The sequence below is a fragment of the Glycomyces tarimensis genome, from assembly GCF_054776215.1.
This window is the reverse complement of the sequence record NZ_BAAHCB010000020.1, coordinates 368480-384440: the sequence shown is the minus strand read 5'-3', so window position 1 is coordinate 384440 and position 15961 is coordinate 368480. Positions and strand designations below refer to the sequence as shown.

Sequence of the window (15961 nt, the reverse complement as noted above, 5' to 3'; positions counted from 1 at the left end):
CGCGCCCGGACGGAGGATTCCGTCGCGGGCGCGGTCAGCCATTCGCCGCCTGAGGCGGCCGGTCGATAAGTAGTTCACATTCACCGGAACACGGCGCCGACTCGCCTTTCGGGCGCCGCGCTGTTCCTCGTCCAGCGCCACTTCGAAAACCGATCGCCAGGATCGGACGTCCGCGTGCTTGCGCAGCAGGGCGCGTCGCTCGCGTTCGGTCATGCCACCCCACACGCCGAATTCGATCCTGTTGTCGAGCGCGTCGGCGAGACATTCAAGCCGGACCGGACAGCCTCGGCAGACTTTCTTCGCATTGTTCTGTTCGGCCCCCTGCACGAACAGTGCATCCGGGTCGCCCTCTTGGCAGAGCGCTTTGGTCGTCCAGTCGATCAGCAGTCCCATCTGCATGACCTCCCCGTGAGATTTTCCCTTCATACCCCCCGACGACTTCGTCGCAGTAGTCTCTCGATTACCCAACGTCGCCGTCAAGAACGGACCCTACACCTCTTGTAAGTGTTTGACTACTCTCCGAGATGAAAATCGGACGTTGTGGGATGGCTTCACCCCTAGGGATAAGATCGCGACGACCCCTCGCGATAATAACGATTAAGAGACGAGTGCATCTCGGCTCAATGGTTGCGACGTATCTATCGGGGGCACCCGAGTACAAAGGTCCCTTATCAATCGCAACGTTCGTTCTAATCTGAGGCGGTGGAGACGTTGAATCGCGACCGGAGTCCCCTGGGGGACGCCCTAGCCCTGCTCGTATGTGGAGTCCTGGCCGGAGTCCTGGCAGCGGCGGCGGCCTTCCCCCTCGTCGCGACCGGGGGCCTCGTGGTCGGCGACGGCGTCGACTCCTTCGAGTCGCTGCCGACCGAGCTCACCAAGCCCACCCTGCCGCAGACGAGCTATGTCTACGCGTCCGATGGTGAAACCCTCATCACCTCCTTCTACGAGGAGAACCGTCGGGAGGTCTCCCTCGACGATGTCAGCCCCCTCATGGTCGACGCCCTCCTGGCTGCGGAGGACTCCAAGTTCTTCGAACACACCGGTGTCGACTGGATCGGGATCGTGCGCGCCGCCGTGGCCAACCAGAGCGGTGACGATACGCAAGGCGCCTCGACCCTCACGATGCAGTTCGTGCGTAATACCCTTATCTACTCCGCTTCAACCATCGACGAAGTGATTGAAGCGTCGGAGGACACGTACGATCGCAAACTCCGTGAAGCCAGGTACGCCATGGCGATCGAGGAGACCATGTCCAAAGAGGAGATCCTCCAGGGCTACCTGAATGTGATCTATCTCGGCAACCAGGCCTACGGGGTGCACGCCGGCTCGTACACCTACTTCAACAAGGCCCCAAGCGAACTCGCGCTCCACGAGGCCGCGACCCTCGCCGCGCTGCCGAAGTTTCCCTCCTATGCCGACGGACTGCTCGACGGCGAGGGCGACGACTCGCTCATCATGGAGCGCCGCAACTGGGTCCTCGACCGCATGGCCTCGCTCGGGATGATCTCCGATGCCGAAGCGGCCGAGACCAAGGAGCAGCCGCTCGGTCTGGACCCGCGCGAGGTCCGCTCCGAGTGCGTCGACGTCGCGACCGCCAACTGGGGCTTCTTCTGCGACTTCTTCAAGGACTGGTGGGCGAGCCAGGAGCTCTTCGGCGAGACCGAGCGCGACCGCCTGAGCCTGCTCAAGCGCGGTGGCTTCCGGATCGTCACCACGCTCGACCCCGAGCTGCAGGACTCGGCGATGGACGCCATCCACGACAAGATCGACGACGACGACGTCCGGGCGCTGGGCTCGGTCACGATCACTCCGGGCACCGGGCACGTCCGATCCATGGCCGTCAACCGCGTGTACAGCCTCGACCAGACCGACAACGGGCCGAGGTCCGACGGCAAAGACGTCCCGTCCAACTATCCGAACACGACCATCCCGCTCCTGAGCGGCAACAACGAGACGGCGGGATTCCCGGCCGGCTCGACGTTCAAGATGTTCACCATGCTCGCGGCCCTCGAGGAGGGATGGCCGCTGAAGACGACCCTGCCCTCGCCGAAGCAGTACACCTCGCAGTACAAGATCGGTGCGGAAGCCGACGAAAACGTGAAGTGCAACCGGCAGACCGACCAGTACGACAATGAGTTCTGGAGCTGGTGTCCGACCACCGAGAACTACTCGGCCGGTCCACCGCTCGACATGTGGGGCAGTTTCGGCAGGTCCTCCAACACCGCCTTCGTGCAGCTCCAGGAGATGGTCGGGACCTCCAAGGCCGTCGAGATGGCCGAGCGGCTCGGGATCACCTTCTACGGGGAGAGCGGTGTCCAGCAGGCGCGCGAGGGCAAGGACGGCGAGGAGGCCGATGAGTTCCTCGATTCGAACTACGGCGTGTTCACCCTCGGCATGGGCGACTCCACCACCCCTATAGACATGGCCGAAGCATACGCGGCCGTCGCCGCGGAGGGCCTGCACTGCGAGCCACTGCCGGTGCTGACGGTCACCGCAGCCGATGGCGAGGAGTGGGCCGAGGCCGCCGCTCCCACGTGCGACCAGGCCATCAGCAAGGAGGTGGCACGCGCCGCCATCAGCGCGGCCCGCTGCCCGGTCAACGACTCCGACTCCAAGAGCCGGTGCCAGGGCGGCACCGCCTCCGAGGCCGGCGGATTCGACGGACACATCATGGGCAAGACCGGGACCGCCGACTCCGACCGCGCCTACTGGTTCATGGCCTCCACGCCGGGCGCCACCACCGCCACCTTCGTCGGCGATCCCGACAGCTCCTCTCACAAGGACCTCGCGGCCGGTTTCCACGAAGAGGTGCGCGGCACCGGTGTGGACATCCTGGAGGCCGCCAGCGAGGACCTCGACGAGAAGAACTGGCCGGCGCCCTCGGACAAGATGGTCAACGGCGAGAACCTCGTCTCGATCCCCGGGATCGGCTGCGAAAGCGTCGACTCGGCGAAGTCCAGAGTGGCCTCCGCCGGTTTCGACGTGTCGGTCTCGCCGGGCCGATTCAACTCCGAATGCGCGGAGGGCCAGGCGTTCTCGACCTCGGTGACCGGCTCGGCCCCGAAGGGCAGCCCGATCTTCATCCTCGTCTCCAACGGCTCGGGGTACGAAGCGCCCGATCAGGACGACGAGGACGACGGCAATGGCAATGGCAATGGCAATGGCAATGGCGGCAATGGCAATGGCGGCGGTGGCGGCGGGAACGAAGGCGGCGGCGACTGAGCGACCGGCTGAGGGCCGCTCCCGATCGGCGGATGCTAGGAGTGGTCGCGGCGACTCCTAGAACCCGAGATCCACGGGAGGGGCCCTTACTCGCTACAGCCGCGGCAGGGCGTCGCCCATGACGCCCGAGAGCCATTTCGAGTACGGCGTGGTGATGTGGTTGGTGTCCCTGAGCACCAGCATGTTCCCGACGATCGGCGGGCACGCCTCGTCGACGCACAGCCACGGGACCGTGTCGACGACGGTGACGCCCGCGGCCTCTTGGACCTCGATCCCGGCCTCGCGCAACTCGGTGTTCTGGACGGCCTCGCCCTGGTCGAGAACGCACTCCCGCACCTGCTCCTGGTGGATCGCGACGCAGTCCGAGGTCGGGACCCCGCCCGTGCGGGGCGTGTCGGTGAGCGCCACGACCTCCCCGGCCGCCGCGCCCGTCCGATCGAGCAGCTCGGCCCAGCCGTCCTTCCATGCCTGGACGCCACCGCCCGAGAGCGTGACGTCGTCGGTGGTGGCGAGGACGACCAGGGCCGGCGAGGCCCGGTCCAACTCGTCGAGGACCGCCCGGCGCCAGGTGTCGCATTCGGTGTAGGCGCGGCCGAGCTGGTTGCTCTCCACGTCCGCCAGCACCGGGGTGCAGTCGCTCTTGGTGCGCGCCAGCAGCCGCCAGCCCTCCTCGTTCGCGATGGTCTCGAGCGCGGGGAACCACTGGGCGGCGTGCGAGTCGCCGAAGAGCACCACGGTGGTGTCCGATTCGGTGTCGCCGAAGACGCAGTCGTCGGGCGTGCGGATCGCCGCGTAGTCCAGGTGGCAGCCGTTGCCGTAAAGCGCCGGCACATCGTGCACGGCGCCGGTCAGCGACGGCGTCAGGTCCCCGGGCATGGTCTCGAGGTCGAGGCCCTCGCGAAGACCCTGCCGCACCGCGTCGAAGTCCTCCGCGGCCGAGACCTCGGCCAGGTCGACCGGTGCGGGCCGGTCCGGGACCCTGGTGAAGCCGACGGTGAGGATCAGGACGAGCCCCAGGATCGAGCACGCGACGCCGGTGGCGATACCGCGGAGGTGGCTGGTCTTCAGCGATCGGGCGTTGCGGATCGGCGTCTCGATGTACTCGTACGAGAACTGGGCGACCGCGAAGGCGCCCACCAGCAGGGCGACGTTGAGCGCCAGGCTCGACTCGACGCCGATGGCGAGCGGGGCGAGGATCAGGATCGGCCAGTGCCACAGGTAGAGGCTGTAGGAGATCTTGCCGACGTACTGGAACGGCGCGGTCGACAGCAGCGAGGAGACGGGATTCGCGCCGCGGGCGGTGCCCGCGACGATGAGGAGCATCGTCCCCACGACCGGCACGACCGCGGCGTAGCCGGGGAAGCGGGTGGTCTCGTCGTAGAGGAACGCCGAACCGGCCACCGCGGCGATGCCGAGGAAGCCGAGCGCCACCGCGGCCGCGCGCGGCGCCCGCTTCCACGTCGGGAGGGTGAGCGCCAGGAGCGCGCCGCCGGCCAGTTCCCAAGCGCGGGTGTGCGTGGCGTAGTAGGCGGTGGGCTGCGAGGCGAAGGTGACCAGGACCGAGGCGATCAAAGACAGGACGATGACGGCCGCGCAGCAGACGACCCCCGCGGTCACCGCCTTGCGCGGCACGCGCTTGACCGCCACCAGCAGGCAGACCAGCAGCAGCGGCCAGACCATGTAGAACTGCTCCTCGACGGCGAGGGACCAGTACTGCTGGAACGGCGACGGCATCGCGTCGGCGTTGAGGTACTCGGTGCTCGCCAGGACGAAGCGGTAGTTCACCAGGTAGACGACCACGGCGAACGCGTCCGTCAGCGCCTCCTCGAGGCGGGTGATCGGGAACCAGAGCACCGCGCCGACGACCGTGGCGACGGTGACGGCCGTCGATGCCGGCAGGATGCGGCGGGCCCGGCGGGAGAAGAACGCGCCCAAGGAGATTCTGCCGGTGTCGAAGACCTCCTTGATGAGCAGCGAGGTGATCAGGAATCCCGAGAGGACGAAGAAGACGTCGACGCCGACGTAGCCGCCCGAGGCGAAACCGAATCCCGCGTGGGACAGCAGCACGAGCATCACGGCGACCGCGCGCATCCCCTGGATGTCGGGGCGGAAGCCGGTGCCCTCCCACCGGTCCGGGTGCGGCGGCGCCGCGGACGGGGCCGGCTGGACCCCGAGCGGGACCCACTGCTCATAGGACCCGGGCGTGCGCGGGCGGGGAGCGGTCAGGGGAAGCTGCAGGGTGTCCTCGTCGAGCGTCGTTCTCGACGCGCCCCGGGTCTGGGGCGCCCGTGGCTGCGGGGCGGTCATGGGGACGAGGCTCTCCGTCCGTGAGGGTCTGAGGTGCGCGGGGTGGAGGCGTCCGAGGAGACGTGCGGATCAGCGCGGGGAACGCTCAACAGACTACTGAGTATCCGCCACATGGGGGCACCGCAGCCCGGTCTCGTGGTCCCAGTCATGGTCGCGTGCCTCCCCACCGGCGGCTATACCGCTTCGACGTCAGTGCTCGGCGACGTGGTTGCCCTCGAACAGCTCGCCGTCCCTGATGGTGACGGCGCGACCGGCGCGCTCGGCGACGTCGTGGTCGTGCGTGATGATGAGGACCGTCAGGCCCTGGGAGTGGAGCTCGTCGATGGTCTCCAGGACCGCCGCGGCGGTCCTGGAGTCGAGGTTCCCGGTCGGCTCGTCGCACAGCAGCAGGCTCGGCTCGGCCGCGAGCGCCCTGGCGATCGCGACCCGCTGGCGCTCGCCGCCCGACAGGGTCGTGGGCACCGCGTCGAGGCGGTGGGACAGGCCCACCAGGGAGAGTTTCTCGTGGGCGATGGCCTTGCGCCGGCGCCGGGGGATGCCCTGGTAGACCAGCGACATGGCGACGTTCTCGGTCGCGGTGCGGTGGGCCATGAGGTGGAACGCCTGGAAGATGAACCCGATCTTGTCGGCGCGCAGCTTGGTGCGCTTGGACTCCTTCATCGTCGAGGTGTCCGTGCCGTCGAGGTAGTACGTGCCGGTGGTGGGCGTGTCCAGCAGGCCCAGGAGGTTGAGGAGCGTGGACTTGCCCGAGCCGGAGGGGCCGACGATGGCGACGTACTCGCCGTCGGCCACGCGCAGCCGCACGGGTTTGAGCGCCTCCACGGGGGGCGGCCCGGGGTAGGTCATGCCGACGCCGTCGAGCTCGATCAGCGCGTCGCGCACGGGCTCGCCGGCGTCTTCGACGCGCGGGAGGACCATCGTGTCGCCGACCGCCGGCAGGATCAGAGTCGAGTCATCTCGCGTCACGTCTCCAAGACGCGCCGGCGCCGTGCCCGGGTTGCACGAACCCGCCTCAGAAGTCGAAGTCGGCCTGCACCGGTCGGTGGTCGGACGCGGTGGCGTCGAGGACGATCGAGTCGGTGGCGTCCAGGCCGCGGTACAGGACCTGGTCGATCCGGGCGAGCGGGTTGGAGGCCGGCCAGGTGAACCCGAAGCCCTTGCCGGCGTTGGCCTGCGCCGACTCGAGCTGGTAGGTGATCGGCGCGAGCGACCGGTCCTGGACGGTGCCGTTGAGGTCGCCGAGGAGGACCACGCGGTCGAGCTCCTCGGCGGCGATGGCCTCACCGAGGAGGTTCGCGGTGCGGTTGCGCTGGTCGGATGTGAAGCCTTCGGAGTTGACGCGCACCGACAGCAGGTGCGCGACGTAGAACGCGACGCTCGCACCGTCGATGTCGATCTCGGCGCGGAAGGCGCGGGTCCAGCCGAGCTCGAGGTCGATCGCCTCGGTCGTGGTGATGGGGTGCGTCGACCAGACCGCGACGGTGCCGGAGGCGGCCGAGTACGGCAGCTCCCGCCCGAGGATCTCGTCGTAGGCGGCGATCTGGGCCTCGGTGAGCTCGACGAGCGCGATGACGTCGGGCTCGTTCGCGACGAGGGCGGCGGCCGTCGCCTCGGTCTCGGTGTTCTCAGCGTTCACGTTGTGGGCGACGACGCGGAAGTCGCCGGGGCCCTCGGACTTGTCGGGGATGGCGCCGGCGTAGAGCTTGAGCCATACCAGGCCCGGCAGGAGGGCGACGACGATCACGAGGGGCTTGCGGCGGACGGCCGCGAGGATCAGCAGCGGAGGGATGAGCAGGCCGAACCACGGCAGGAACGTCTCGATGAGGCTGCCGAGGTTGTACCAGCGGTTCGGGATGAACCGGTGGGCGAGCATGAGCGCGGCGAGCAGGAGCGAGAACACGATGATGGTCGCGCTGAAGAGCTTTGCGGCCGTTGCTGTTCGGGTCACCGGGGCCCGTCCTTCCTCGTGGGCTCGTGATGTCGACAGCCTAGACAGTCCGCGCCGGCGCGCAGTGGAGGCATCCCGGAGTCCTCCGGGGACGAGCGAGGGGCCCTCCGGCTGGAAGGCCCCTCTGCGGCTGGCGGTGGCGGTGGGATTTGAACCCACGAAACGCGTGAACGTTTACTCGCTTTCGAGGCGAGCTCCTTCGGCCGCTCGGACACGCCACCGCCGAAAAGGCTACCGGATGGGCGGATCGGACCGGCAGCGGGTGTCGCGGGATCTGGCTCACAGGCACTGTCGAAGAATTCATGGGATGTTTATGGCATGCTGTCGCCATGACTGCGCACATCTCCGCCGAGCCCGGCGATATCGCCGAGTCCGTCCTCCTGCCCGGCGACCCGCTTCGCGCCAAGTGGATCGCCGAGAACTTCCTGACCGACGCGGTGTGCTACTCCGAGGTCAGGAACATGCTCGGATTCACCGGCACCTACAAGGGCCGGCGAGTCTCGGTCCAGGGCACGGGCATGGGGCAGCCGTCGGCGTCGATCTACACGTACGAGCTGCTCGAGCAGTACGGCGTCACCACGGTGGTGCGGGTCGGCTCGGCCGGGGCGATCCACGACGACATCGAGCTGCGCGACGTGGTCGCCGCGATCGGCGCCTCGACGAACTCGAGCATGAACCGCATCCGCTTCTCCGGCGTGGTCGACTACGCGCCGGTGGCCGACTTCGGCCTGCTCAGGGCCGCTGTCGACGCCGCCGAGGCGCGCGGGATCGACCTGCGCGTGGGCCAGGTGTACAGCTCGGACACGTTCTACACGGACGCCCCCGACGTGGAGGCGCTGCTGGCCGGCTACGGGATCCTGGCGATCGAGATGGAGGCCGCGGCGATCTACACGATCGCGGCGAAGTTCAAGGCCCGGGCGCTGGCCGTGTGCACGATCTCCGACCACATCCTCAAGGGCACGGCGCTGCCGGCCGAGGAGCGCCAGGAGTCGTTCTCGGAGATGGTCGAGGTCGCCCTCGACGCCGTGGTCGCCTAATCGCCGAGGACGGCGAGCAACTCGGCCTCCAGGTAGGGGGCGAGGGTGGCCGCGTACGTGTTCGTCAGGTGGGCGTCGTCGCGGTAGACGAGGATGTTGCCGACCACCGGCTCGCACGCCTCCGGTCCGCAGATGTACTCGATGAGGTCGACCTTGTGGACGCCGTGGGGCACCTCGAGTTCGGCGAAGCCGTCGGCGTCGGGGTAGTAGGCCTCGCGTTCGACGGCGCATTCGGGCGAGTCGGCCCCTTCGAGGTCGACGCACGTGGGCACGTCGAAGCGGGGGCTGGGCGTGTCGCGGACGGCGACCACCTCGGCGCCGGTGGCCAGGAGCTGCTCGTAGCGCTCGTTGTACTCCGGGAATCTCTCGACCGCGTCGTAGCCGACCCGTGAGCCGTAGGTGAAGACGATGTCGGGTTCGAGCCGGCCGATGGCCTCGACGGCGGCGTCGTTCCAGGCGTCGCAGGAGCGGTAGCGCTCCTGGTCCATGTTCGGCTGCTCGGTGGCGATGATGCAGGCGTTCTTGATGAACGTGACCAGCTCCCAGTCGTTGTCCTCGGCCACGGCCCGCATCGCCGGGAGCCAGTGCCAGATCTTGGAGCCGCCGTACATGACCACCGTTCGTTCCGCGTCCGGGTCCCCGAAGTCGCAGCGGACGACCTCGTAGCCCTCCATGGACTGGTTGCACTCGCCTGACAGGCCCGGGTCGCGGTCGTCGGCGGCGTCGAGGGTCGAGGGCACGAAGTCGGCGGTCGGCACCTCCAGGTCCTCGGCCAGCGCGGCCGCTCCCGGGTAGCGGCTCGTGTCCTCGATCGCGGCGGCGGGGTCGAGCCGGTGCCGCTCGTAGGCGATGAAGCCGTACAGGGCCAGGCTCGCCGCCACGACCAGGGCCAGGCAGGCCGCGCCCAGCGCGTAGGCGCCGCGGGCGGTGCGCTGGCCCCAGCCGGTGGCGGGCAGGCGCAGTTCGACGGCCCAGCGGGTGGCGACGGCGAGCGCCAAGGCGGCGGCGATGATGCCGAGGCCGCCGAGGAGGTCCGCGGTGTCGCGTCCGGTGACCGAGAGGTAGCAGATGAGGACCGGCCAGTGCCACAGGTAGAGGGCGTAGGAGTGCCGGCCCAGGCGCTGGAGCGGTGCGGTGTTGAGCAGCCTGCCCGCTCCGGCGCCGGGCTGGGCGGTGGCGACGGCGATGATCGCCGCGGCGGCGGCGACGGGCCACAGCGCGGCCGCGCCGGGGAACTGGGTGCTGTCGAGGAGCATGCCGCAGCTCAGGAGCGCGGCGACGGCGCTCCAGCCCAGGAGCGCGGCGGTGCGGCGGCCGAGTCGGAGGTACGGGAGGGTGAGCACGAGCAGGCCGCCCAGGGCGAACTGCCACAGGCGCGCGCGGGTGTCGAAGTAGGCGTAGGCCTGGTTGTCCGCGATCTCCCACACGGCGAAGGCGAACGAGGCGGCGAAGACGGCCACCAGGGCGGGGGCGAGGGCGGTTCGCACGCTGCGGCCGGCCTTGGCGCCGATCCAGGCGCAGGCGGCGATGAGGAACGGCCACAGCAGGTAGAACTGGGCCTGGATGCCGAGGGACCAGTAGTGCTGGACGATGCTGGCGCCGTTGTTGGAGGAGAGGTAGTCGACGGAGTTCTCGGCCAGGCGCCAGTTGCCGATGTAGAACGCGGAGGCGAGGATGTCGCCGAGCTGCTGGTTCCAGGTGGCGCGGGGCAGCCAGATCGCGGTCATGGCGACGGTGGCGGCGGCGACCACGAGGGCCGGCGGGAAGATGCGGCGGACGATCCTGGCCGCGTAGCGGGCCGGGCCGATGCCGCGTCCCGATTCGACGGCGCGCACCAGGCTGGCGGTGATGAAGAAGCCCGAGAGCAGCAGGAAGACGTCGACGCCGCCGGAGACGGTGTTGAACCAGATGTGGTAGGCGGCGATGACGACGATGGCGAGTCCGCGCAGGCCCTCGATCTCGGGCAGGAACTGGCGCTTCGCTCGCTCGGCGGTGGCTTCCGCCTGCGGCGCGGCGGCCTCGCTGGTGTCGGTGCTCATGGGTCTCCGGGTCGGGGGTGCCTGGGCGCGGCCCCGCGAGCGGTGCCGCGGGATGCCCTTCGAGGGTAAGCGCGCGGCGGTCGCTTGCCCACTCGGACCGAAGCCGTTGACAGCGGGTGGTTCCCGAGACACAATGTAATGACCTTAACGATCGTTAAGGTCCAGGTTCATGAAAGGGGCGCTCAACGTGGACTACCGTGCCGAACGCGAGGGCATCATGCGCGGAGGCGCCGAGAAATACCATCGCTCGGCCGCCGCGGCGGGCAAGTACCACGCCCGCGAGCGCATCCGGCGCCTCGCCGACGCCGACTCCTTCACCGAGGACGCGCTGTGGGCCAACGCCGACCCGACGCTGCCAGCCGACGGCGTCGTGTGCGGGACGGCCACGGTCCAGGGCCGGCCGGTCCGCGTCATCGCGAACGACTCCACCGTCAAGGCAGGCTCCTGGGGCGCCAGGACGGTCGAGAAGATCATCCGCACCATCGAGGCCGCCCAGGTCGAGCGGCACCCGATCGTCTACCTCGTCGACTCCGCCGGGGCGCGCATCACCGACCAGGTGCAGCTGTTCCCGGGCCGCAGGGGCGCGGGCCGGATCTTCCACGAGCAGGTGCGGGCCTCCGGGCAGGTCCCCCAGGCGTGCGCCCTGTTCGGGCCCTCGGCCGCCGGCGGCGCCTACATCCCGGCGTTCTGCGACATCGTCGCGATGGTCGACGGCAACGCCTCCATGTACCTCGGCAGCCCGCGCATGGTCGAGATGGTCACCGGTGAGCAGACCACGCTGGAGGCCATGGGCGGGGCCCGCGTCCACTGCGAGGAGTCCGGCGTCGGGCACTTCCTGTGCCGCAACGAGGACGAGGCGATCGCTTCGGTGCGCCGGTGGCTGTCATACCTGCCGTCGAACTGGACGCAGCCGCCGCCGGTCCGGGCCGCCAGGCCCGCGAGGGACGTCGATCTGGCGGCGGTCGTCCCGTCCGGGGAGTCCACGCCGTTCGACATGCACGACTTCATCGACGGCCTGGTCGACCGCGACTCCACACTGGAGGTCCAGGCGCGATGGGCCGGCGAGCTCCTCTGCGCCTTCGCCCGCCTCGACGGGCGGCCGATCGGCATCGTCGCCTCCAACTCCGCGGTGCGGGGCGGGGTGCTGTTCTCCGACTCGGCCGACAAGGCCGCCCGCTTCATCAACACCTGCGACGCGTTCAACGTGCCGCTGCTGTTCCTCGCCGACGTGCCCGGCTTCATGGTCGGCGCCGCGTTCGAGAAGGGCGGCATCATCCGCCACGGCGCCAAGATGATCGCCGCCGTCGCCGAGGCCACCGTGCCGAAGATCTGCGTGGTCGTCCGCAAGGCCTACGGCGCCGGGCTCTACGCCATGTCCGGTCCCGCCTTCGGCTCCGACGCCGTGTTGGCCCTGCCCACGGCGAAGATCGCCGTCATGGGCGCCGAGGCCGCCGTCAACGCCGTGTACGCCAACAAGATCGCCGCGATCGAGGACGAGGCCGAGCGCGAGCGGTTCATCGCCGAGCGCCGCGCCGAATACGAGGCCGACGTCGACCTGCGGCGCCTCGCCGGCGAACTGGTCGTCGACGACATCATCGAGGCCGCCGAACTCAGGGCCGACCTCGTCGCACGTTTCCGACGGCTGTCCCACAAGGACCGCCGGTTCGCCGACCGCAGACATCCGATAACACCGGTGTAGGAGGAGCTATGAGACGCACACCCGATCAGGCCGAATTCGCGGCCGCGGTGCGGGACTTCGCCCAGACGGAGATCCGTCCCGTCATCGGCGACTACTACGAACGGGGCGTCTTCCCCGCCGACCTCGTCCGCGACCTGGGCAAACTCGGCGTCTTCGGCGTCACGCTGCCCGAGGCCCACGGCGGGGCCGAGGCCGGCCTGCTCATGCTCGGCCTCGCGCTGGAGGAGATCGCCCGCGTCGACTCGTCGGTGGCCGTCACCGTCGAGGCCTCGGTGACGCTCGGCGCCGAGGGCATCGCCAAGTTCGGCACCGACGAGCAGAAGCGGCGCTGGCTGCCGCGCATGGCCGCCGGGGAGGCCCTGTGCGCCTTCGCGCTCACCGAGCCCGGAGGCGGCACCGATGCCGGCCGCACCGACACCAGCGCCCGGCTCGAGGGCGAGGAATGGGTCATCGACGGCGCCAAGTGCTTCATCACCAACGCCGGCACGCCCATGACCGACCTCATCGTCGCCACCGCCACCACCGGCCCCGGCGAGGTGTCCTGCATCGCCGTCGAGCCCGGCACGCCGGGCCTGGAGATCGGCCCGGAGTACTCCAAGGTCGGCTGGCGGGCCTCGGACACCCGGCCGGTGTACTTCGACGGCTGCCGCGTCCCGGCGGCCAACCTCGTCGGCGAGCGCGGCCGCGGCTTCACGCAGTTCCTCGAGCTGCTCGACTCCGGACGCGTGGCGCTGGCCGCCCTGGCGACGGGGATGGCGCAGGGGTGCCTCGACGAGTCCCTGGCCCACGCCAAGGACCGCGAGGCCTTCGGCCGGCCCATCGCCGCCAACCAGTCGATCTCCTTCATGCTCGCCGACATGCGGCTGCGCGCCCACACCGCCCGCCTGGCCTGGGTCGACGCCGCCGAGAAGGCCGACGCCGGAGAGCCGTTCGGCACCGACGCGGCGATCGCGAAGCTGTACGCCTCCCAGGCTGCGGTCGAGAACGCGCGGGAGGCCACGCAGATCTTCGGCGGCTACGGCTTCATGAACGAGACGCCGGTCGCTCGGGCGTGGCGCGACTGCAAGATCCTCGAGATCGGCGAAGGCACGAACGAGGTCCAGCGCATGCTCATCGCACGTTCCATGGGAGTTTTATTAAAACTTCAACAAAAACCTTGATCTCCGACGTCGCCGCGTGACAAGCTCGGTGTCGAGAGCGGCATGTTGCCGCCAAGTCCGGCGCAAAGGGAAGGACTCCCTCCTACCTCTCATACCGGCGGATTCGGCACCGTGCCGCGTCACAGCGGACTGAGGAGCGACAATGACCGACATCGACACCGGACGCGCCATCGCACGCCGAGTGCTCGCCTCGCGGCGAGGGATCATGTGCGGCGCTGCCGCCCTCGGCGCGGCGGGGGCACTGGCCGCCTGCGGCACGGCCGAGCCCGTCGCCGAGGAGGCCGCGGGCGGCCCCGGCGGCGACGGGGCCTCCGGCGCGCCCGAGGACGGGGGCGGCGGAGGCGAGGCGCTGGTCCAGACCTCCGAGGTGCCGGTGGGCGGCGGCCTCATCGTGGACGGGACCATCGTGGTCCAGCCGAACGCCGACGAGTTCCTGGCGTTCTCGGCGGCGTGCCCGCACCAGGGCACCGAGCTCAACCCGCCGGACGACGCCGGCGTCATCGTGTGCCCCAACCACGGTTCCGAGTTCGACATGGAGGGCGGGCTGCTCCAGGGCCCGGCCGAGAGCGGTCTGAGCGAAGTGGACATCACCGTGGAGGACGGCGCGATCTCCCTGGCCTAGGCCCGGGAACGGACCGGCCGGTGGAACCGAGGGGGAGGTTCCACCGGCCGTGCCCTAGGGTCTGCGATGCACAGGTCAGGCCCTAGGTGAGCGCGTCGGCGGCGGCGGGGTCCGAGTCGCGAAGGAACTGCGCGCAGCGGGCGGCCTCGTCGGCCTCCCCGATCGCGGCGGCGGCCCGCGAGAGCTGGTAGAGCGATTTCAGGAAGCCGCGGTTGGGCTTGTGCTCCCACGGGATGGGGCCGTGGCCCTTCCAACCGCTGCGCCGCAGCTGGTCGAGGCCGCGGTGGTAGCCGGTGCGGGCGAAGGCGTAGCCGGAGACGTCGTCGCCGGCCTCCAGGGCGTTCTTGGCCAGCCGCGCCCAGGCCGCGCAGAACCACGGAAAGCTGCGAACCGTGTCCTCGGGAGTGTGCTCATCGAGGTACTTCCTGGCCTCGGTGTCCTCGGGGAGCAGGGTAGGCGGGGGCTGGGCCATGAAATTCTGCGGAGCCAATGCGATGTCCTCACTCTAGGGTCGAGTCGCTCGTGAAAACCAGTGAGCCAAGACTAACCCTCCTCGGTCTCGCCCTCCAGGGGCTCACCGCTCCTGGGCGCGCCCAGGTGCAGCACGAGCCCGCCGAGGACCGCGGCGACGAGCGAGCCGCCCAAGACGCCGATCTTGGCCTCGTCGGCGAGCAGCGCGCCCTGGTCGCCGTGGAAGGCCAGTTCGGTGATGAACAGGGCCACGGTGAAGCCGACTCCGGCGACGGCGGCGAGGCCGAACATGAGCCCCCATCCCGTCCCGTTGGGCAGCCGTCCCCAACCGAGTTTGACGAGGACCCACGTCGTGGCACCGATGCCGACGATCTTGCCGACGACCAGGCCCATGACGATGCCGAGGGTCACGGCCGAGGTGATCGCGGTGGTGAACAGCTCGCCCGACAGGGCCACCCCGGCGTTGGCGAGCGCGAACAGCGGCAGCACCACGTACGAGGAGAACGGGTGGAGGCGTTCTTGGATGCGCTCGGAGGGGGGCACGGAGTCGCGGGTGAGCCTGATGAGCTTCTGGGTCTCGGCGATGGTGAGCCCGCCCTTGGCCATCTTCTGGGACTCGACGCGCGCCGCCTCGGGATCGAACAGCGGCTTGGCGCTGATGAGCAGGCCCATGATGACACCGGCGATGGTCGCGTGGACGCCCGATTCGAGCATCGCCACCCACAGCAGCAGGCCGGCGATGAGGTAGACCGGCCCGGACCAGACGTTGAGCACGCGCAAGACGACGATCACCAGGACGATGACGCCGGCCGCGGTGAGCCAGGGCATCGAGAGGTCGTCGGTGTAGAACAGCGCGATCACGGCGATCGCGCCGAGATCGTCGACGATGGCGAGCGTGAGCAGGAAGACCCGGGCCGGAGACGGGATGCGGCTGCCGAAGAGGGCGAGGATGCCGAGCGCGAAGGCGATGTCGGTGGCCATGGGGACGCCCCAGCCGTGGGATCCCTCGCCACCGAAGTTGAAGGCGGTGTAGACCAGGGCGGGGACGACCATGCCGCCGATGGCGGCGGCGATGGGCGTGACGGCGTTGCGGATCTTGCGCAGCTCCCCCGAGACGATCTCGCTCTTGATCTCCATGCCCACGACGAAGAAGAAGAGCGCCATGAGGCCGTCGTTGATCCAGTCGCGGAGGTTGTGCTCGACGGTGAAGTCGCCGAACCGGAAGGCGATCTCGAAGCCCCACACCCCCTCGTAGGAGCCCGCCCACGGCGAGTTGGCCCACAGCATCGCGACGACGGCGCAGATGAGCAGGACGATGCCGGCCGCGGGCTCGATCCTGAGGAACTGCGCGGCCGGCCGGCCGACGTAGCGCGCCAGCGGCCGCTCCGAGTACAGGAAGGTCGGGCCGGACCGCCAGATGCGGGACTTCCAGGGTTCCTTCGTCAGCCTCATGTCC

The 15961-nt window shown here is 69.5% G+C and carries 11 protein-coding genes, 1 tRNA gene and 1 pseudogene; 5 read left to right on the top strand and 8 right to left on the bottom strand.

Features of this window, described 5'->3' with window-relative positions; all coding sequences use genetic code 11:
- Positions 1-87: 87 nt before the first annotated feature.
- A pseudogene (locus ACYVK3_RS16705) lies at positions 88-393 on the bottom strand (WhiB family transcriptional regulator); the annotation flags it as partial.
- 309 nt (positions 394-702) lie between these two features.
- On the opposite strand from ACYVK3_RS16705, the gene ACYVK3_RS16700 reads away from it, so the two are divergent.
- Positions 703-3222 carry a transglycosylase domain-containing protein gene (locus ACYVK3_RS16700; protein WP_460498466.1) on the top strand — a complete coding sequence of 840 codons (2520 nt, stop codon included), beginning with the start codon at positions 703-705 and terminating at the stop codon, positions 3220-3222.
- 93 nt (positions 3223-3315) lie between these two features.
- Here ACYVK3_RS16700 and ACYVK3_RS16695 read toward each other — a convergent pair whose 3' ends face one another.
- The 4 genes from ACYVK3_RS16695 to ACYVK3_RS16680 all read right to left on the bottom strand — a co-directional run bounded on the left by ACYVK3_RS16695 (position 3316) and on the right by ACYVK3_RS16680 (position 7698).
- Complete coding sequence (locus ACYVK3_RS16695; protein ID WP_460498465.1) at positions 3316-5529, bottom strand: acyltransferase family protein; 2214 nt, start codon at positions 5527-5529, stop codon at positions 3316-3318.
- 189 nt (positions 5530-5718) lie between these two features.
- Complete coding sequence (locus ACYVK3_RS16690; protein ID WP_460498464.1) at positions 5719-6495, bottom strand: ABC transporter ATP-binding protein; 777 nt, start codon at positions 6493-6495, stop codon at positions 5719-5721.
- 46 nt (positions 6496-6541) lie between these two features.
- Positions 6542-7477, bottom strand: a complete 936-nt coding sequence (locus ACYVK3_RS16685; protein ID WP_460498463.1) for an endonuclease/exonuclease/phosphatase family protein — start codon at positions 7475-7477, stop codon at positions 6542-6544.
- 131 nt (positions 7478-7608) lie between these two features.
- Positions 7609-7698, bottom strand: a tRNA-Ser gene (locus tag ACYVK3_RS16680).
- Positions 7699-7806: 108 nt separating this feature from the next.
- Between ACYVK3_RS16680 and deoD the strand changes: the two genes are divergently transcribed.
- The gene (deoD, locus tag ACYVK3_RS16675; RefSeq protein ID WP_460498462.1) at positions 7807-8514 is read left to right on the top strand and encodes a purine-nucleoside phosphorylase; all 708 of its coding nucleotides are present in this window, start codon (positions 7807-7809) and stop codon (positions 8512-8514) included.
- On the opposite strand, the gene ACYVK3_RS16670 is transcribed toward deoD, so the two are convergent.
- Positions 8511-10553, bottom strand: a complete 2043-nt coding sequence (locus ACYVK3_RS16670; RefSeq protein WP_460498461.1) for an acyltransferase family protein — start codon at positions 10551-10553, stop codon at positions 8511-8513. The genes deoD and ACYVK3_RS16670 overlap by 4 nt on opposite strands.
- A gap of 169 nt (positions 10554-10722) precedes the next feature.
- Here ACYVK3_RS16670 and ACYVK3_RS16665 point away from each other — a divergent pair, with 169 nt between their 5' ends.
- The 3 genes from ACYVK3_RS16665 (at position 10723) to ACYVK3_RS16655 (ending at position 14034) form a co-directional block, all read left to right on the top strand.
- Positions 10723-12252 carry an acyl-CoA carboxylase subunit beta gene (locus ACYVK3_RS16665; RefSeq protein WP_460498460.1) on the top strand — a complete coding sequence of 510 codons (1530 nt, stop codon included), beginning with the start codon at positions 10723-10725 and terminating at the stop codon, positions 12250-12252.
- 8 nt (positions 12253-12260) lie between these two features.
- On the top strand, positions 12261-13412 hold the full coding sequence (locus ACYVK3_RS16660; protein ID WP_460498459.1) for an acyl-CoA dehydrogenase family protein: 1152 nt from the start codon (positions 12261-12263) through the stop codon (positions 13410-13412).
- A gap of 142 nt (positions 13413-13554) precedes the next feature.
- Entirely contained in the window at positions 13555-14034 is a 480-nt protein-coding gene (locus tag ACYVK3_RS16655) for a Rieske (2Fe-2S) protein (protein ID WP_460498458.1), read from the top strand.
- 82 nt (positions 14035-14116) lie between these two features.
- Here the strand turns inward: ACYVK3_RS16655 and ACYVK3_RS16650 are convergent, their stop codons facing one another.
- Together ACYVK3_RS16650 and nhaA are read right to left on the bottom strand one after the other, a co-directional pair.
- Positions 14117-14506, bottom strand: a complete 390-nt coding sequence (locus ACYVK3_RS16650; protein WP_460498512.1) for a DUF3151 domain-containing protein — start codon at positions 14504-14506, stop codon at positions 14117-14119.
- A 71-nt stretch (positions 14507-14577) separates the two neighbouring features.
- Positions 14578-15957, bottom strand: coding sequence for a Na+/H+ antiporter NhaA (nhaA, locus tag ACYVK3_RS16645; RefSeq protein ID WP_460498457.1), 1380 nt, complete (start codon positions 15955-15957; stop codon positions 14578-14580).
- Positions 15958-15961: the final 4 nt, after the last annotated feature.